General features: G+C 39.2%; 12 protein-coding genes. 8 read left to right on the top strand and 4 right to left on the bottom strand.

Annotation, left to right across the window (positions count from 1 at the left end):
* Positions 1-143 precede the first annotated feature (143 nt).
* Entirely contained in the window at positions 144-2,132 is a 1,989-nt protein-coding gene (locus tag UABAM_RS18580; RefSeq protein WP_151969506.1) for an SAP domain-containing protein, read from the bottom strand.
* A gap of 161 nt (positions 2,133-2,293) precedes the next feature.
* Between UABAM_RS18580 and UABAM_RS18575 the strand changes: the two genes are divergently transcribed.
* Both UABAM_RS18575 and UABAM_RS18570 read left to right on the top strand, forming a co-directional pair.
* The gene (locus UABAM_RS18575) at positions 2,294-4,771 is read left to right on the top strand and encodes an FHA domain-containing protein (RefSeq protein WP_151969505.1); all 2,478 of its coding nucleotides are present in this window, start codon (positions 2,294-2,296) and stop codon (positions 4,769-4,771) included.
* A gap of 9 nt (positions 4,772-4,780) precedes the next feature.
* Positions 4,781-7,039 (top strand): protein kinase domain-containing protein, encoded by a 2,259-nt coding sequence (locus tag UABAM_RS18570; protein ID WP_151969504.1) that lies wholly within the window; start codon positions 4,781-4,783, stop codon positions 7,037-7,039.
* A 198-nt stretch (positions 7,040-7,237) separates the two neighbouring features.
* On the opposite strand, the gene UABAM_RS33985 is transcribed toward UABAM_RS18570, so the two are convergent.
* Positions 7,238-7,363: a hypothetical protein gene (locus tag UABAM_RS33985; protein WP_261343888.1), complete on the bottom strand. Its 126-nt coding sequence runs from the start codon at positions 7,361-7,363 to the stop codon at positions 7,238-7,240.
* Positions 7,364-7,412: 49 nt separating this feature from the next.
* On the opposite strand from UABAM_RS33985, the gene UABAM_RS18565 reads away from it, so the two are divergent.
* The 6 genes from UABAM_RS18565 (at position 7,413) to UABAM_RS18540 (ending at position 16,287) form a co-directional block, all read left to right on the top strand.
* A complete protein-coding gene (locus tag UABAM_RS18565; protein WP_173013408.1) occupies positions 7,413-8,267 on the top strand; it encodes an alpha/beta hydrolase in 855 nt (284 codons plus the stop codon).
* Complete coding sequence (locus tag UABAM_RS18560) at positions 8,260-9,396, top strand: FHA domain-containing protein (protein ID WP_151969502.1); 1,137 nt, start codon at positions 8,260-8,262, stop codon at positions 9,394-9,396. The genes UABAM_RS18565 and UABAM_RS18560 overlap by 8 nt, the downstream gene beginning before the upstream one ends.
* 9 nt (positions 9,397-9,405) lie before the next feature.
* Entirely contained in the window at positions 9,406-9,840 is a 435-nt protein-coding gene (locus tag UABAM_RS18555) for a nuclear transport factor 2 family protein (RefSeq protein WP_151969501.1), read from the top strand.
* Positions 9,841-9,981: 141 nt separating this feature from the next.
* Positions 9,982-10,782 (top strand): guanitoxin biosynthesis heme-dependent pre-guanitoxin N-hydroxylase GntA, encoded by an 801-nt coding sequence (gene gntA, locus UABAM_RS18550; RefSeq protein ID WP_151969500.1) that lies wholly within the window; start codon positions 9,982-9,984, stop codon positions 10,780-10,782.
* Positions 10,779-14,456 (top strand): WD40 repeat domain-containing serine/threonine-protein kinase, encoded by a 3,678-nt coding sequence (locus UABAM_RS18545; protein WP_151969499.1) that lies wholly within the window; start codon positions 10,779-10,781, stop codon positions 14,454-14,456. The genes gntA and UABAM_RS18545 overlap by 4 nt, the downstream gene beginning before the upstream one ends.
* A 16-nt stretch (positions 14,457-14,472) precedes the next feature.
* On the top strand, positions 14,473-16,287 hold the full coding sequence (locus UABAM_RS18540; protein WP_151969498.1) for a serine/threonine-protein kinase: 1,815 nt from the start codon (positions 14,473-14,475) through the stop codon (positions 16,285-16,287).
* Between the two features lie 395 nt (positions 16,288-16,682).
* Here UABAM_RS18540 and UABAM_RS18535 read toward each other — a convergent pair whose 3' ends face one another.
* The gene (locus tag UABAM_RS18535; protein WP_151969497.1) at positions 16,683-17,279 is read right to left on the bottom strand and encodes a PEP-CTERM sorting domain-containing protein; all 597 of its coding nucleotides are present in this window, start codon (positions 17,277-17,279) and stop codon (positions 16,683-16,685) included.
* A gap of 181 nt (positions 17,280-17,460) precedes the next feature.
* Positions 17,461-20,190 (bottom strand): serine/threonine protein kinase, encoded by a 2,730-nt coding sequence (locus UABAM_RS18530; RefSeq protein ID WP_151969496.1) that lies wholly within the window; start codon positions 20,188-20,190, stop codon positions 17,461-17,463.
* Positions 20,191-20,448: the final 258 nt, after the last annotated feature.

Below are 20,448 nucleotides of genomic sequence, written 5' to 3'. Positions count from 1 at the left end.
CCAATATGAAAACGATACTCTTATCTAATCCCCTAATATCGTGTGTACTTGCGACTTCATCAGTAACAGAGATACTGTAGGATACAAATACAGCACGAAAGGTAGATTTACAAAAAATTTTGCACGTGGCATCGTTAAAAAACTTAACTTTCTTTTAGTAAACGCAGAATCAAATCTTTGGCATTTCCATTTGCCGATAGATTATTTTTGGTACATAGTTCACGCAGTTGTGAAAGAGTACAAATACTTTCCAACAAAGTTAAAATTTCCTCGTGATCAATGAGCATGATGAGTTGGTTGATGTCATTTTTGGTTTTATCTTTGCTCATGACATAACCGCATTTTTCCATCAACTGCCGGATATCTTCACTGTGAATCACTTTATTTTTGATGATTGTATCGATACGTTTGGTAACACGTTGTTTTTTGTTTTTGTCGGTTTCCACCTTAATGCCATGTACACTGAGAATTTTTTCTTGCTTTTTAAAATCTTGCTCGCGTTCTAGAAGTAGTTTATTTTGCAGCGCAATGCGTTGTTCTTTTTGATTGATTTCCTCTTCGCGCTTTGCAAGTAACGAGCTTTGTTCCTGGAACTGCGCATGCATTTCGATATTATCGTCAATCCATTTTTGTGCGTGTTCAGCAAACTCGTTTACCGTACTTTCTAATTTGGCATATATGGTCTTCAATACCGGATCAGGTGTATCGGCTTTATCTATTTGTTTTTGCAAACTTTCCAGCTTAGCGCTCATTTTGCGCAGTGTATTTTGTTGACGTATAATTTTCTGCTGGCCAATGCGCATTGTCTCACGCATTTTTACTTTCTGTCTTTTGCTGGTTTCAATTACTTTTTGCGCGCGATGGAGAACGTCTTCTACGGTCTCCCCTTCACAGGCGCGTTTTTTACATTTGGCAAACAATTGCTCCAAGTAGCTAAAAATATAGCCTATACTGGAACTGTACTCCCAAATCCCGTGAACTTCGCGTTGCAAAAATGGAAACATAAGTTCTTCATGCCGCGGCGGCGTAAAGAGGTGCTTCATCCAAAAGCGATTTAGTGTATTGGTCGCGAGCATACACACCTCTTTAAACGATGGTTTGCGCAGGGTAAATAGGTGGCGAATTTTTCCAATAATTTTTTTGGGAACGATGTTAATGACACCATGTTTCCCCGTCCAATGATCTTGGCGACAGGTAAAAACCAACACCAAATTATTCGAGCTTTCAATAAGCTCGCTAATGTCGACAAAAAGCTCTTTGATGAGACTTTGAATTTTATTTGTCGGATAAATTTTATGAAAAATGGTAAACGTTTCTTCAAATTTATCTAAACCAATACAAATGGTTCGATCTCCCTTAGAGATAAGGTATAAAAGAGCCTTCTTTATGGCAACAAGATCATTATTGTTGCTAAAAATTTCATTGACGACACTTTCACTAATATTTTCGGAGAGTCCCATGCGCAAGAACTTCTCAAACCAATCGAGTTCTTCCACGTTCAGAGATGACTTCTTCACCGCTTCGACGATCAGAGTGTCTTGCGGCAATTCTCCAAGTAAATATGCAAAATCCCCACTGCTTTTTGCTTTCTTACGCAACTCATCTTGTGGAATATCTGTCGACAATTTTGTGGAAGAAAAACCATCGTCTTGCAAAAGTTCTAGCATAGTATTACGCAAAACATTTGTACATATCGTTTTTAGAGCGCATACTCTTTTTTGAGGGAAGGAAAATGATATTAGAGAGTCAAATATTTGACGCATCAAATAATAGTCAACCGCTTTGCGCCCAGGAAAAGGTTTTGTTCCGAGATATAGAGCTTCGTATTTGGTCGCTTCTACCTGTAACCAATTGAGTAACTGTGTTTTTCCAGCACCTTTTTCCCCAACCAAAAAGATCCATTGACTGCTACGGTTACTTCCATATGCAAAGTCGGACAAACACGAACTAAGCTCGTTTTTTACAATGTAGTTGATTTCTTCCATAAAATTTTCAGTAGGTAGTTTGCTACCTGCATCTTTTAGGTTAAATCCACTAAATGGGTTGTGTTCGCCATTAGCAATTTTTTGCCATTGTTTATTTGCTTGTTCTAGTTTTTGCGCACTTATATTTGCAATGTTTTTCGATGGCATATCTTTTTACTTTCCTATATAATATGTAGCAGTTTTGGCAAATTATTTAGAGGAAAAAACACGGTGGGTATCATGGAAAAATCCACTTGTAATGCCCTTATGTATTGTACTATGACTTTTGTTTTCGTCAATGTAAATTCTGTTTAAATGTGAGGCATAGGATGCTAAGGATCGTATTTTTTTTAAGTTTGAGTTTCAGTATTATCCTAGTAAATGCGCAAACTACTCCTAAGCCAAAGGTACTATTGCGAACTGTGGAAGCGGCGACGAATTTTCCAGCGTTTAACCGTTTTCTTGAAAAACAGGGTGTGCCAATACTACAGCAACAACTGAATGCCAACATTCCTTATATTGATGTTAAAAATAACGACAAAGCGCGTTACTTTGGTATCGCACGTGTAGCATCTTACAACTACTACTATGTAGAAGCCCAAAACAGCCATCCACGTAAATCACTACTAGGAAAGGTAGTGCTAACCTTATTTGTATATGATGTAGAGCAACAACAAACTGTTTTAAAACGCGACTTTTTAGGGGTACACGCCATCGCTTATGATCCCGGCGAAAAAACAGGACTTGTTGTTTTAAAAAAAGCATATCAAGAGGCCGCTCGTGTCGCTTCTAATTACCTAGATGTTCCACTATACGGAACGATTCTCGCCGTGAACAGCGAAAGTATAACCGTGGATATCGGCTCTTTTCATTCTGTCAGTGCCAATGACAAACTCGACGTGATGGATGCTTCGGGTAAAAGCCTAGGATTCGCGGAAGTACTTTCCTCTGCTCTTAAAAGAGAACAATGCAAAGCATATTTTTCTGCGCACAATGAGCAAGTTCAACCAGGTAATAAAGTACGCCTAGTCATAGATCGCCCGCAAGAGCTAAAAAGCAGCAAAGAGCTAGACCAAGAGGCCATAGATAAATCCATGCAAATGCGCAACGTCGCGTTTACCAAACAAAATATATCGCCCAATCCGCCGTTAAAATTGGAAGTAGATATTTCACATCGCGACCACACGGTGTACATAGGCGAAAAAATGCGTTCTATCGCTCTATATGTATATGGCTTTGATGCATGGGAAGATGAAATTACCGTCCGCGACAATATAACGTGGAAACCTGACGATTGGGAGATAAGTAGTAGCGTCAAAGGAGATTTTTTACTCGCAGCAAATAAGTTTGGACGTATTGACCTGCAAGCGTGCTATACCACTTCGGTAACTCAAAAGCGCGTCAAGTCCGCCGTCATTCCTTTGGAAATAAGACAATTAAAAAAAATAACTTTCGCAACGCCATACGTAGTGGTTTCACCACAGCAAGAATCCAAACTCGAATTGCAAACTGTTTACAATGAACAACAAGTTTTAGGTGTAGACGCCTTACAGTCGGAGTTAGTGTGGGAATACGACACAAATGTTGTCGAAATCCGCAATGGTCATGTCATTGCCAAGAGTTCACCGTGTAACACTCTGGTGAAAGTGCATTCGAAAAGTGTGCCACAAATGATCGCACACCTCAATGTGATTTCATTTGTATCCGCACAGGTTCAAATACTAGAGTGGCCCGAGCGAATACTACAAAGTAATGAAACAATTACACTTGATCACAAAGAAAAAATACGCCTCACTTGGAAAATTAAGGGCTTGCAAGAGAAAGTTTTTCATCCGCTTGAAATAGCATGGCACATTAGTGAGCCACAATGGGGAGAGATCAACAATGATGGAAACAATTTATTTTTCGTTGCGGGATTAAAAAAAACGATTACGCCCATAAAGGTAACAGCGCAAATCAAAAATGTTGCTCATAAGTCTTTACACAAACACACGACAGCGACCATGTGGATTGAGATTCGTCCTCCTCTTTTTTCCACAAAGACAATTATTATTGGTAGTATCACATTATTATTTTTAGCTTTCGCGTTGGTGATTACCAAAAAAATTCTTCGTGCACGCAAACCATATCCTATACCGCGAAAGTTCAATGTATGCTACCTGCAATTACAGGATAGCAAAAACGTCCGTTATGTTTATTTTGTGCATAAAAAATCCGTTATCATTGGAAGATCCTCAAGCTGTGACATTCAAATTTACCATACAAATACTCATGGAAATCCGAACAAAGAAATGACAAACTTTATCAGCCGCAAACATTGTCAGCTAACATTAGAGGACAATAAGATATGGTTAGAGAAACTAGCGCAGACAGAAAAACACAACATTACGGTGGTCAACGAAGATAAAAAAATTGAGGACGGTATCAAGCATTGTATGTTGGATGGAGATACACTAAAGATAGGACGGTTGCAACTCAAAGTGAATTTATGGCATAATAAAAGTAAACAATTAGAATGTATGCGTCTACAATATGTAAATAACCCACACAACCATGAAGAATTTGTGGTGATTTTCCACCGCGCAAATTTTGGATCGGGTGTAGAAGTGCCCATTCGCATTCGCGAAAATATACCAGAAGTTGCCGGTGAATTTCTCGCACAGCAAAACCATATTTTTATGCGTGCTTTTACCAAGAAAAATTTTCTGAAGTCACTTTTTGTCAACAAACAACCTCGACCTTTAGTTGCAGGAGAAACCATCACCATCGGCAAACAAAAAATGACGATATGTTTAGAAGAAGATTAGGAAGTTCTTATGCCTAAAGTAAAAGATTTGTCTATTTTAATGACGCGCAAAGATCTAGCCAACGAAGACCTTAGTCAACTAAAGTTTTCGCCGGGATTTATCATTGCCGATCGCTACGAGTGTATCGAGCTTATTGGCGCTGGTGGAATGGGTGCTGTTTATTTGGTCAAAGATCACATTCTCGACAATGAGCTCATCGCATTGAAGGTGCTCCTTCCTAAATTTTTAGGTGATGAAGAAGCGAAAAAACGTTTTCGCAAAGAAGTCGCCATTTCGCGAAAAATTTTCCATCAAAATGTACTGCGCACTTACGACTTGGGCACATTTGAGTCACTAGATTTTTTTACGATGGAGTATGTCCAGGGACAAAATCTTCGCGAATGGATGAAAGAGCAACATACCAAGGGAGACATTCCGCTTGAACAAATCGCCGATATTTTGGTCAATGTCCTTGAGGGTCTAGAGTGTGCACATAAACTAACCGTACACTGCGACATCAAACCCGACAACATCCTATTATGCAAGAGTGCCCCCTACTACCAGGTAAAAATTTGCGACTTTGGTATTTCGCGCATTCAAAATAACACACAGTTGACCTATACAAGTCGCATTATGGGAACCTACAACTACATCGCTCCTGAAATACAAGAGAACGGTAAGATAGATCGCCGCATTGATCTTTACTCTGTCGGAGTTATTTGTTATGAAATGCTCACCGAGAAAATGCCAATAGGACGGTTTAGCTTACCTCGGGAACTACGCCCCGACTTGCCAGAAGCCATTGATACATTTATTGAAAAAGCTCTCGCTTACGAACCAGAAAATCGTTTCCAAAATGCCGAAGAAATGAGTGAAGCTTTACAAGATTTCGTCAGCCCAAATAAGCGTAGTGCAAAACGTATGAAAAAAGACGCCCAACGCCAGCAACAAGAACAAGAGAAAGAGCTTACTGAGTTAAAAGAAAAATTAGATAGCCGCGGAAAAAAACTCTCGGAATTGGTCGTCAGACAACAGAACTTACAAGAATTACTAGAACAACGAGAACAAGAACTCGCCCAAAAACAAACGCAACTAGAGCAAAAAGTCGCCATTATCGAAAAACAAAAAAAAGACTTAGAACGCAAGAACAAACAGGTACAAGAAAAACAAATCGCTTTAGAAGATGTCGAAAAAGAACTTAAACATCGCAAACAACAGATGGAAAAAAACTTTCGTGCCAAAGAACAAGATTTTCGCAAAAAACTAGAGGCACAACGAGTGCAATTTGAAAAAGAGAAAAGTGCCTTCGAACGCCATCGTCAACAAGTCATCGAAGAAACCGACAAGATCGCCTTGCATAAGAAAAAAGAGGTTTCTCTTTTTGAAACAGCAAAGCTGAGTTTCAAAAGCATTGCCACTAAACGCAGAACCAAAGCACCTTTTGCCACTACACTTTGGAACGAATGTTGGCAAGAACAACACGAATACTTTAATTTCACCCATAGTAGTTGGAAAAGTCTTGCCGTGGCCAAACAAAAAAGATATGCACAGCAATACCAAAGATGGTATGCACAGCAACATGGATATGCGACAGAACAAATTTTTGTCGCCGGAGAGATCCGTGTCGCAATGATGTTAGTTCCTCCAGGTATTTTTTTTATGGGTGGAGAAGAACACGACAATGAAAAGCCTACACATAAAGTAACCATTGATCGTCCTTTTTGGATGGCAAAGTATCCGATCACCCAACATCAGTGGTACAGTGTTACAGGTAATAAACCGTGGCAAGGGAAAAAGTACGGAGAAGAATTTCCAGGAAGTGCCGCCTCTTACATTAGTTGGAAAAAAATTCAAGAAGAATTCTTTGCGGTTATTGGCAAAGAATTTCGTTTTCCTAGCGAAGCACAATGGGAATATGCCTGTCGCGCAGGAACAACCACCAACTATTATTGGGGCGAAGACAAAAGCAAAATAGGCGAATATGCTTGGTATTCGGCAAACAAGAAAAAAAATACCCCGCATTTAGTCGGTCAGAAAAAACCCAATATGTGGGGATTGAGTGATATGATTGGTAACGTTTGGGAATGGTGTGGGGACTGCTGGAGTGAAAACTACCATAAGACTCCTGTAGATGGTAGTTCGTTAAAGACAGAGAGTAGCACGCGCTCACGACGCGGCGGAAGTTATTGGTCTTTTGCTCAAGATTGCCGTTCTGCGTGCCGTACGTCAAATCGTGCGGACAATTGCTGGGATGACTTAGGATTTCGCATTTTGCGTAAAATTAAGTAGTTTTTCGGTCAGGGTCACGGTCAGGATCACGGTGACTTAATAAGTAAGTGTCATTCAATAAAAGACTTACAAATTCATGTCATTCCCGCGAAAGCGGGAAACCAGCAATACAAATTTGACTTGAAAGCGTCTGGTTCCCTGATCAAGTCAGGGATGACACGTAGCATAAGTCTTCATTATAGATTGTTTACGCTTAAGTCAATGGCATTGAGGGTCAGGGTCAGGGTCACGGTCAGGGTCACGGTGACGATTACGGCTACGGTGACGATTACGGCTACGGCTACGGTGATTATCGTGGAATTGAATTTTGTTTTTCGGTTGCACACGAACGTTCAAAAATTTTTAATATACAATTACTATGAAGAGAGAAGCCATGGATGATGCAAAAAAAACCAAAACCACAAAGTGGTATGTGCGCGTTCTACGCTCCACATTGTTGGGAATATTTCTCATTGCGATTAGCATCCGATTATTCGGTGACTTTTTAATTTATTACAATCAGCGTTATCCCATTGGCGATTGGAATACAGAAGGTATTAAGGGGTTAGAAGAACATACTATTCGCGTGGGTAATAAAGTAACTTTACATGGATGGTACTTCCCCGGACAGGCAGATAAGGAATTTTTACTGTTTCTACATGGAAATGCCGGAAATATCACCACGCGTAAAGCGCGTGCAAAATTATTCCAACTTATGGGATACTCGGTATTTTTATTTGATTATCGTGGTTATGGAAAATCAACTGGTTCTCCATCGGAAAAAGGTATATACAAGGATGTCTCTGCTGTTTTTAAATATGTGCAGAGTAACATGAAACCGAAAAAACTTGTACTTTTTGGAGAATCTATCGGTGCCGCTTTTTCGATTTATCTGGCAACAAAGCAACCGGTACACGCTCTTATTTTAGAAGCCCCTTTTATGTCTATTCATGATATGTCAAGTGTATTATTTGGATTTCGTCTACCAAAGTTTCTTTTGAGTTCCAAACTTCCTTCCATTGAACGCATTAGAAACATTTCCTACCCCACAATGGTAATACATGGTACGGTAGATAAGGTAATACCTTTTTCACATGGCAAGAAAGTTTATGAAGCATCTCCCGCATCACACAAATCTTTCATTCGCGTGGAGGGTGCAGGACATAACGGAATCTATCTAACGATAGGTATGACTAAGTTTATGAAACCAATAGTAGAATTTCTAGAAAAGATAAAGCAAAATGACTAGTGAAATTCAAAACCAAGAATCACATTTTTTTGATTACTATGACTTTTTGGGCATCCCTCCTGCAGCACCGCCTAACTTAATATATTTGGCTATACTTAAAATCGAAAAATCTCTAAAAGATAAAACATTTAGTGACGAAAAATACGTTGCCAATGTCAAAAAAAACTTAGCGAATATATACGATCGTCTGCTCAGTGAAGAAGAAAAAAGACTACAGTACGAAAAGGAGTGGCTCGACTACTACTTTCCTCGGGACCAGTACCAAACAAACATTAAGTCAATGAAGTTAAACAGTCACAACAGTACTCTGTTATCAACGGGGCTTAAAGAAAAATCAGCTCCTCTCGTAAAAGAACCCAAAAAAAATGAAATCTTCGATTACAGTAGTGATTTTAGTTATTTGATGATGTGTGATCGCCCCAAAGAAAGAAATGTATTTTTCTTAGACACAGAACAAGAAATACATCTACCACCATACTCAGATTATATTCATTTCAAAAAAGACCAGTTTTTTCTCTCGACACATGGAGAGGTTAAGGTGTCCATCATTAATGACGCCTTGGGAAAACACGTCATTTGTTCCACAGCTTCAAAAGAAATTCCTTTACATATTGGAGATCGTATGGAATTTGAAAGTGGAACGCGTTTAATTTTACGTGGATTCTACACAAAACCTGCGACAAATACGGCAACAAAGAAGTGGGGTATTCATCTCGTACAAGAAAATGTCATTCTTCCGCTGGAAGAAAATAAAAACTATGTTTTTGGACGCAATACGAGCGATATTCGCAGTTTGTCTTTTGATGAAGATTTATTTTGCTTTGTAAACATCGGCAGACGCGAACGCAGTATATCACGCCAAAATTTCCAAATGTTCCACCACGCTGGTGATTGGTATCTAAAAGATCTAGGTAGCCGCTACGGAACGACGCTTGACCTCGACCACCACAATAAATTCGAAACGCTCATTGGTGGTAGTATTATGAAACTAGAGATAGGACGCATTCGCCTCGGCTATGACAAGTCTTATTTGATCGAAGTCAATGAAATAGAAAAACTAGAAAAAGCGACGCCTTTGGAAATCGAAACATACGATTACACCACAATTTATGATATTCCTTTATTTTAGGTCAAAATTATGAAATACATAATTTTATGTGTCGCAAGTATTGTATTACTCCATGCACAAAGCCAAAAAGCTATCATCGAGCTCGAAAAGCAACGCTACGTGGCAATGACAGAAAATGACCAACCGTTTTTACAAAAAATCCTAGCAGATGATTTAATTTTTACTCATGCCAACGGCGTTGTAGAATCAAAAACCTCGTTTTTGCAACGTTTAAATAAGAAAGACCTTATATACCGATCGATACAACTACAAGACGTAAAAGCAAAAATATACGAAAATTGCGCGGTCGTCACAGGTACTTCAAATATTATTGCTCAGGGTGGAAAGCAAAAGGTAAATTTAAGTCTACGCTTCACGACAGTGTATATCTTAAACAAAGCAAAAAAATGGAAAGTTGTTGCGTATCAATCCACACGTATAATACAAATGAACAAAAAATCTTAACCTGTTAATTTTTTATAATAAACAAAAGATTCATCTAAATTTTACTGTTTTTTTGTATATAAAAAATTATAATTGTTAACTGTACTTTTTTGTCTTAGAACGATAACCCATACTTTGATGTTTATTGCGTAGAGTATTAACATGCATCAAGCTTACATTTTAGATACCACAATGCTATTACAAAACCCCTTTAATAGCAATATTGCTAAACAATTTAGCAACTATAATGGCTTTGATGGTTCCACTTTGGTGAATATATCCACAAAAGTTTGCCCTAAAACACAAGAAGTCCACGAAACATTTCGCAATTTCATATTGAGCGAAGGATTCTCTTGTATTTTAGGAAAAGCTGCCGTTAAAAGAAATGCGTATCGTTTTGGGCTTTATGCAAATATGAATGATGACGGTACTCTACAAGGTGTCGCGCATGATCTGTACAATTTTGTGGTAGAGAGACCTACTTTCGGCGATAAATTTTCTACCTTTGTCGCATGCTTTCAGCAACCACAAATAGAAAATGAGCAACATTTTGAAACAACCATGTGGAAATTTTTATATCGTTTACAACAGCTAGATCAACAATATCATACCTATGACCCTGCTGTCAGTTCTAATCCAGAGGATAATGACTATGCGTATAGTTTTGGGCGGTGTGCATTTTTTATTGTCGGTCTACATCCAAAAAGTTCACGGTCAACAAGAAAGTTCGCTTACCCGACAATCGTGTTTAATCCTCATGTGCAATTTCGTAACCTAAAGGAAACACAAAAGTTTTCTAAATACCAAAAAATCATTCGCCAACGCGAATTTAAATTACAAGGAAGCATCAATCCTAATCTTGCAGAATTTGGTGAAGCTTCTGAAGCAAAACAATATTCGGGTAGGCATGTAGAGAAAAACTGGGTTTGTCCTTTTCATGCAAAAAAAATAGATAAATCGTGAACGAATTTTCACTAAAAAAACAATACAACGAGTTTATCGTACATCGCGATTGGCCAAATGCCCTTGCCGTTATACAAAAAATACTCGCCACCCGTCTAGAACCTCTCATCACACTTTACATTAAACAAGGCATTGTGTTTTTAAAAATGCGGCGCTACCGCGAGGCAAAGAAGAGCTTACGCAATGCATTGACAATCGAGGAAAGAAGTTTTGAAATTATCGTGGCAAAATTGGCCACCGAGTATGACGAGTGTGTTGTCAAACACTTGTGGAATGAAGCACTTACTATTATAGACATAGCCATTGAAATACATCCAAATCCCACCACGCGTTTACACCGCAAACGCGGTATGGTACTAGTTAAAACAGGTGATTACCAACGAGCGCTCCATGTTTTGCAAAAAGTAGAGGAAAAGGAGCCTTCCCCAGAACTGTCCAACCTGATCACCAAACTCGAGAAAAAAGTACGAAAACAAGCGGCCAGTAGCGATACAGTTTTTGAAAAAGAGGTCCAACAAGTCGTAAAAAGAGATATCAAAGACCCGCAACTTGTTGAACAAGAGTCTATCAGTCGTTTGTTAGTTGTAGAAGATGAAACTCACTTCGATCCACAATCCTTTCACAAAGGCGTCAATGTTTTACGAAAAGATTTTGCTCATTACAACTTACTCTCTATTCTTGGGAAAGGTGGAATGGGCGAAGTTTACAAAGCCTATGATACAAAACTCGATCGCATGGTTGCTTTAAAAATAATATCAGCAGTTGATGAATCTTCGACGAGAATAGAACGTTTTTTACGTGAAGCGAAAGCCACCGCGAAGTTGCGCCACCCAAATATTATCGCTGTTTACAATAGCGGCAAATTTGAAAATCACTATTACTTTGCCATGGACTATATCGACGGAGCCTCTCTTAAAAACTATATTCTGCAAAATTCTCCCAAAATAATGGACATTGTCCGCCTGATGATACAAATAGCCGAAGCCATCCAGTTTGCTCACGATAATGCCATTATCCACCGCGATATCAAACCTGCAAATATAATGATCACCCAATATAACGTCCCCAAAGTAATGGATTTTGGTCTGGCAAAAGTATTACATGATACAGAAAATCTATCTAAAACAGGCGAAACGATGGGAACACCTGCGTACATGTCACCGGAGCAAGTGTACGGACAAAAAATGGATTTGCGTACCGATATATATTCTCTGGGTGCAACCCTATACCAAGCCATCACACATCGACCTCCCTTTCAAGGGGAAAACCACTTAAACATAATGTATCAAGTTGTCAATAAAGACGCCATCCCCCCAAGAACATTAAACCCCGATATTCCCGTTGAAATTGAAGCCATTTGTTTGAAATGCCTGGAAAAAAAACCACAACGCCGTTACCAAAATGTACAAACATTTATTCGCGATCTACACAATTACCAACAACATTTGCCTATTAGTGCACGTCCACTTACCGTGTTCATACAACTACGAAAATTTGCCCTGCGACACCGCACCATTATCGCGGCGTCTTTATTGGTTGTTATTAGTTTTTTTTGTGCCGGTATTATCGCCACAGTACAATGGTGGAGAGCAGAAGAACAAGCACGTATCGCACAACGCGAAAAATTACAAAAAGAACAAAACTATCTTGCCGCCTCTATACGTTTAGCAAAAATAGCTCTTACCAAGGCAAACCAGGCAGCCCAAAATGGCTCATGGCGCGAAAGTGGAGCATTTTCAGGGATTGCATTAGATGTTGTCAAACAATTTAATGATCCAAGTACACATTTGCTGCGAACACAATCTCACAGCTTTATTCGCCAAGCCTTGCACAGTGAAAATTTGCTATGGGAAATTTTTTATTCGCAACCACCTCTCTATGCTCTTGATTTTTCCCCAACAGGTGATTTACTTGCGACAGTGACAAAGAGCCATCGCTTATGTTTGTGGGATACAAGTACTACATTGCTCAAAAAACAAGTCGCTGCACACAAAGATGATATTTATCAGGTAAAATTTTCTCCGCTCTTTAACATGATTGCCACGTGCTCTGCCGATGGCACAATCAAAATTTGGGACAGAGATTTAAAAATGTTAGCCTCTTTCGTCGGACACAACGGCATTGTTCGCGACATTGACTTTCACCATAGCGGTAAAAAGCTTGCTTCCGCCTCCTGGGATGGAACAATTAAAGTGTGGGATACCACCACATTCAGCCTTCTCTATACCATTAAAGTACCGCATACGAAAATGTACTGCGTAAGCTTTCACAACAATGACCTTATTACCGGTGACCAAGACGGACACATAACCATATGGAATGGCAAAAAAAAATATGCACAACTTACCGGACATCTCGCGGGGATAAACAATATAGACATTCATGAAGACTTCGTGGTGTCTTCTTCAGCAGACAGCACTGTACGTGTGTGGAATATCAAGGAACGTCAGCAAATTTGTGTCTTAGGGAAACACAAAGATAAAGTGTACAATGCTATATTTAGTGATGACGGAAAATTTGTATTTTCTGTGTCACGCGACCGTACAGCAAAAGTGTGGGAGTTTGCCACAAAAAAGTTGCGTAGAACAATTGATGCTCATACTGGTTCAGTATACAATGTCGCCTATAATGCAAAAAACAAAAGCTTCGCGACAACTTCGATTGATGAGACGATCAAAATTTGGAGCAATGAAAACACTTCGCCGCAAAAATACCATCTCCACAGTGATAAGGTGTACTGCATAGACTTTGATGAAAACAGCAACCGCTTTGCTTCGTGCTCTCGCGACCGCACGATTCAGCTATGGGGACAGGATAAAGCGACATTGGAAGGACACTCAGGTACGGTGTTCAGTGTCACGTTTAGTCCAAGTGGCCGCTGGCTCGCATCTACGTCTTCAGATAATAGCCTCAAAATATGGGACAGCAAAAGCGCACAACTCTTTACGGAATTACCTTGTCAACAGCAACTTTCGCCAAGTCGTTTCTTAAACAAAGAACAAGACATTGCACTTGTACAAAACAATGATTTGCAACAATGGAATATTGCCAAAAAGCATTTTATCAAGACCATCGTCAAAGATGTGGGTTCATTATTCGCCTTCAACAATAGCAATGACTACATTATTTCGGCCACAGGCCCCACGCTGCGTATTATTCATTTACCGACAAACAAGCAAGTACATAAACACTACGCTGCGGATATCGCTTATTTGTGTTTTCATCCACGTAAAAATGTGATTGCCATTTCTCTACAAAACAATGAAATACACGTTTTTGATATCGAAAATACGGCGAAAGTGGTCATTCTTAAAAACTTATTTACCGTTGCCACCGCAATGGTTTTTCACGCCAAATATGATGTACTTGTCACTGGAAATGCCGCACTTATTTATATCTGGAATATAAAAACCCAAAAACAAATGCAAATTCTTTCAGGACACAAAGACCAAGTTTCCCATTTGCGTTTTATAAAAGGAGACATTTTGGTGTCGGGTTCCTGGGACAACAGCATTTATTTATGGCCCTTTGTCAACAACACCAACTACTTCTCCTTTCGTCGCGATTTTACGGCACAACACATTCAACGGCAACTACACAAACAACCACAAAAAATAACCGAAAAATTGTTTGGCTTGCGTGTAACAGATAACTTCACCATTGAGCAGCAATAGCATCCATAAGGAAAAAATGATGAATTACCAACACTCACTACTCCAATCTTTGATAGATCGCAATATGATCACGCAACAACAAGCAAACACCTGCCAGCAGATCAAACAACAAACTCCACACAAAAGTTGGATCGAAATCTTACTTGCCAACAACTTTGTTTCTCATCAAGAATTGGAAAATATACTAGCGGCAAGCGAAGAAAAAACAGCATTTTCCATCCCCGGATATGAAATGATAGCTCCCTTGGGAAAAGGTGGTATGGGAAGCGTTTTTAAAGCGCGCCAGACAAACTTAAATCGTCCGGTCGCCATTAAGATACTACAGCTAGAAAATCCAAATGTGATTTCGCGCTTTGCACAAGAAGCGAAATTACTGGCCCAAATTAGCCATCCCAATATCGTTAGCATTTTGGATTTTGGTAAAACGAATTTTCACTATTATATTATGGAGTACATTGCCGGAGATAACCTGTCGCAACTTGTCAAAAAGAGAGGTCCCATGTCGCAGCCATGCGCACTATATGTGATATACCAGGTTCTAAAAGCTCTAGATTGTATTCACAAAAAAAATATCATTCATCGCGACATAAAACCGGGAAATATAATGGTCAAAGACGATGGGATTGTAAAACTTTGCGACCTGGGATTGGCAAAATCACAAGATCAAAAAATACAGCATACGCAACACAACGCGGTATTGGGCACACCGTCTTACATGAGTCCAGAGCAAATCGAACAAGCAAATAGTGTCGACATCCGCAGTGACATCTATTCTTTGGGAGTCACTTTGTTTTTCTTGTTGACAGGAAAAGCCCCCTACCAGGGGAACTTTGCCTCAGTGAGTTTCCAACACATGCATAAGCCACTACCTAAATTGGAAAAAATTTCGCCTATTGTTGACAATTTGCTAAAGGACATGACCGCAAAAGATGTGAACAAACGTTTCCAATCTCCTAGTGAAATTATCGCGATCTTAGAAAAGGCCAACATTCGCAACTGTGAGAGCAAATGGCACTCTTATCTTCGACAACCGGTCAAACTGCAAAAAAAAGAAAGTATACATTCTCAAAAAACGGACATACAGACCGACAATAACGTGGAACAAAAAACCCAAAGAGCCGTCACCAATACACCCGCCAGAACAAATGTTCCTCTGAAAAATAGCTCAGCGAAAAAAATTCACCACGTTACAAATCCATCACCAAGTCCCATAGTAGAAATACCGCAACACCACACAGCAAACCAACCACCGCAAAAGTTTTTGCAACGCATGAAGCGGCGACTTTTTTTCCTCAGCGGATTCATTCCTTTGTTGTTCCTCCTCCAAGACATCAAAATTTTTCTAATACTGGTGTGGTATTCCCTGTTGGTGATGAATCACTTTTCTCCAAAATATTTTGATTTTTTCCACCGTATACAATGGAAAACATTTTACAAATTTATGTTTATTAGTGTTGTAGGTGGTACAATCATCATCACATGTTGTACCTTATTAGACCATCCGCAAAAAGTGACAAAGCACCCTAAACTTTTCTTTGGGTGCATTATTTTCCTAGAAGCAGGAGTATCCGCCATTTGGTATCGGTCAATGCGCAAATACCTATTCACCACTAAGGAAATTGCGCTTACTTACCTAATTACTCCTGTCGCACTGAGCTTACAACTAGAATCTGCCATTTTTGGAATTATTGCGGGCCTTCCCATCATTCTTACTCACGCGTTACTCGACAATCAATTGGGAGAGCAAAGAGTCGACCGCCGTCGTAAATATCTTGTGGTGCTACAAATTCTTCTCTTTGTCTTTTTGGTAATGGTGACTATACAAAAATAATTCTCCAGAGTATTTCTAAATGCAATTATATAGGCAACCTCTTGTGATTACAGACCAAACTACTTCTAACACAGCCCAATTTAATTCGGACGCTCAGTTCCAGGCTAGGGCTCCATTTATCGATGTTGATCAATTCCAGTTTAATAACTCTTTGGGAGATTTTACAATAGACAGTATTCTTGGTGATGTTTTTTTTATCAGAAACAATACTCGTAACCCACATCCCAAGATTACGTTGGCTATGGCATCACAATAAAGATCAAGATAAAGCGAGTAAAAATTCATGGGGTAGTTCTAGAAGTGGCTTATTGGAATTGTGGAACTGGGGTCGCGTAAACGTTCGAATCTTCCCCAGTTTATTTGATTTATTTAGCGTTATTTGGTGAGTGATTACGTTATTTTTTTCGCACTCTGAAGCCTAATAAAGCTAAACCAAGAAGCATAGCAACATAGGTCGACGGTTCTGGAACAACAGCTAATGGATTTTCGGTCTCGAAAGTTAAGGATTGGATTCCTACTTCTCCAAATGTATTAAAGCCAATAGAACCACCAGGTACGAAATTAGTACCACTCACACTAATGGCTTGTAATGTAGCACTATCAAAAACCGTAAGACTATTAGCACCACTTGATAAATTCCAATTAACAGAGTTATCACCTCCTCCATTTAGGACTCTAGCAATACCACCTGTTAGTCTTAGATTTTCGCCACTACTGTGGGTAACTTCCATTTGTAAACCAATACCACTATCGTTATTTAAAATTTGTTGCCCACCATCTAAAGTAATAGTAGCTCCCTGTCCAACAGCAGAAACCGTCAGTGTAAAAGTACCACCAATGCCATCAGTGATATCAAGAGTAGTCGGTGCTGAATGGAAAAGACCAATAGAGTCACCAAGATTAGCATTATTGAAATCAAGCGTTATTGATGTAGCACTCAAGGATGATGCTAAAACAAAGGATAATAAAAAAAGCATAGTTGTTTTTATCATATGTAGTTCCTTTTTGGTTAGGTTGAAGTAAAATATTAATTCTATTTTAGCATAAAGGAAACTATATCTCTAACATAAAGGAAACTATATGCCACAGTAAATTCTTGTAATATCTCGGGTTCTATCCGGGTTTTGTTATGTCAATTCTTCAGGACTGACAAGATGCTATACGTCTTTGTGCCTAATTATCCTTACACAATTCTTGCAAAATATATACAATCTCTTTTTTTTGTACGTTGTATCGCGGAATAACAGGCAATTTTTCGATGTACGTAATGAGCTTTCTTATATTTTTTACACCACATTTTCGTAGATACTGACGTTCTTTATAATTGCTTATGATACGTTCTACGGATTCCAACCATGAAATCCCACTAGTTTTGCTACGTAAGTCTTCTAAGTGTTGCATCAGAGAGGGGATGTCAATGGAAGTAAAATGTATATCCTTCGGGCGTTGCCAGTCATAAACGGCCACGAAATAACCCGAGTATATCTTTATACGTGATACTTTTGACGATATGTGCACCTGCCAATTGTATTTTCGTCCTTGTTTACTATACTTGTACAAATGCGGCTCTATGCGTTGATTGTTTTGGTACATTACATAGCGATAGAGAATATCATCGATCATTTTAAAACTTCGCGGCGTTGTAAATTGAATTTTTCGCAGTTTCGTCAAAGGTAAAGTAATCATCAATGGCCCATCCCCAGGAACAATATCGACTATTTTGCGCACCGTCTCGTATTCTAAAAACTGTACTTTTATTTTTATTTTACCTACTGGTAAACGGTCGTAAAAAGAAACTGGCTTACCATTTGCTTCGTACTGTATACGATGAACAGAGACCGACTTTTTGGTTTGTTTGTCAAAAATATAAAAAGATACGGCGCGCGCTGCAGCAATTCCTTCATTTTTTTCGCCTTGTTTTAGAGGAACGAGCTGTGCTTGAATATGGATTTTTTCAGCTGCTGGTACAACATCAATACGCTCTTTATACACCTTATATTGTGGATGAAATACGCGAAGGTTATATTTTCCGGGCCGTATCCCCTGACCATTTTTGATCTCTTGACGTACTTTACTCACCACATCTTCAATACTCATCGAAAAAGCCACCTGCGGATCACATGATACCTGCAAGACTCTCTTTTTCGCCTTCAGCTTCACCTTGATTCTATAAGGTCGTTGGTCAGGCCATACAAAAATAACTTTCTCCTGAATCTTGTATCCTGGTTGTTCGATTTTGAGCGTATATTTGCCTGGAGTAATCTCATCACCATGCTTCAAAACTTTCGACTTTTGTTTTGCAACGAATGTGATCACACTGTTATTGTTTGGTGAAAGTACATCATATTGCAACGTAACATGCAACCGACGAGGTATTGCCTGCAATACTTCATTAAGAGCATAAACCTCCGTAGAAGGTACAATGATAATTTTCTTGATAATGGGAAAATACCCTGGCTGACGTATAACAAGTTCATATTCTCCGGCGGCAAATGTCTTCTTACTCCTCACAGATTTGCCATTCAGGAGAATCGTTTCCGGCTCAATAATTTGATCGTGTGGGAAACTACCGGTAATGCAATAGCGTATTTTTCGCTCTTGCACGCTTTTTGTCCAAAAAGGAAACAATACCCCAAGTAAAATCAAAACGCAAAGCGCAACGACATATGGAGTTTTTTTCTTTTTGGATACCTGAATAGAAATGGGCTTATTGTCCAAAACCAACTGTAGATCGCGCGCAAAATCCGTAGCGCACGAATAGCGTTCCTTCGGATTTTTCGCCAAACTTTTGCGGCATATTTGTTGCAAATCTTCTTTGATCTTTTTGCCTTTGGGAAAGGTAACTTCCGAATTGAGAATTTGAAAAAAAATATTGTAGTGTGTCTCGCCATTAAACGGAACCTGCCCGGTAAGAATCTCAAACAAGATAACACCTAATGCGTAGACATCCGTGTATTTACCAACCTTATCTCCTTGGACTTGCTCTGGCGCCATGTACAGAGGAGTTCCCATTTGTCCTCCTGTTTGAGAAACGCTTTCCTGCGTCGCGCCAATTTTCGCCAAACCAAAGTCCATCACCTTCGGAACATCCTCGTGCGTTACCATAATATTTGCAGGCTTCAGGTCGCGATGAATCACACCGGCGTTGTTAGCAAAATCAATCGCATGCGCCACTTTGATCAAAATTTTGAGTAGCTGATCGCGTTTGTATACTCCAATAAGCTCTTTAAGTGGCGCACCATCGATAAAATCCATGGTAAAATAATAATGTCCCTGCTCTTCGCCTATGTCGTGTATGGCCACAATATTAGGATGAACTAAATTTGCCGTAGTTTTCGCCTCTTTGAGAATATTCTGTTGTTGTTTTTCGCTATCTCCGCTGTGAAGTAACTTCAAAGCAACGGCGCGGTCGAGTTTTAGATCTTGCGCTTTAAAAACGTAGCCCATTCCTCCGCTTCCGATCTTCGCCAGAATCTCATAATCTCCCAAACGACTTCCCACTCCGAGAAACGTCTGTGAACTATCTTCGCGAAAAGATTTGTCGACAACCGTTGCATCTTTTATCGTATCCTGGGTTTCACTATGAGAAAAAACAACCGTCTGTGCGCTACTAATTTCTTTTGTGCTGCGAAATTTTTTCAATAACTGATTGACTTTGCGGTGATCTTTATCAAGAGCATGGGCCTGTTGCAAATCGGCATAAGCCTTTTTGTTCATCTCTAACTTAATGAACACAACGGCCCTCTTACAATACAATTCTGCACTAGGATTTTGTTCAAGTATCTTACTCAAAACCTCAAGTGCGGCACTCCAATTGTGCTCCGAAGAATACTGATTGTACTGACTTTTCCATTTATGAATATCCTGGGTTAGCGATGATGGATTTGTTGATGAATCGGACATGGCATATTCATTTCTACAAATATTAGCGAAACAGTAAACAACACATGAATTTTTATAATATCATTCTTCCAAGATATTGGACAAGGATAAACATTTTAAATTCACGCGGTTACAGGAAAATAGCATTTTTTTTGTAAAAATTTTAACAAAATGGATACGCTACTTATTTTTTTCCAATAATCAATTGAAATGAATACGAATATTTATCGTTTCGATATGAGTACGAAAAAATCGAAGTGCTTTTCACAGAAATGCAAA

The organism is Candidatus Uabimicrobium amorphum (assembly GCF_009002475.1).
Classification (GTDB): domain Bacteria; phylum Planctomycetota; class Uabimicrobiia; order Uabimicrobiales; family Uabimicrobiaceae; genus Uabimicrobium; species Uabimicrobium amorphum.
Note: the sequence above shows the minus strand (reverse complement) of the source record. Positions and strands in the feature narration are given on the sequence as shown.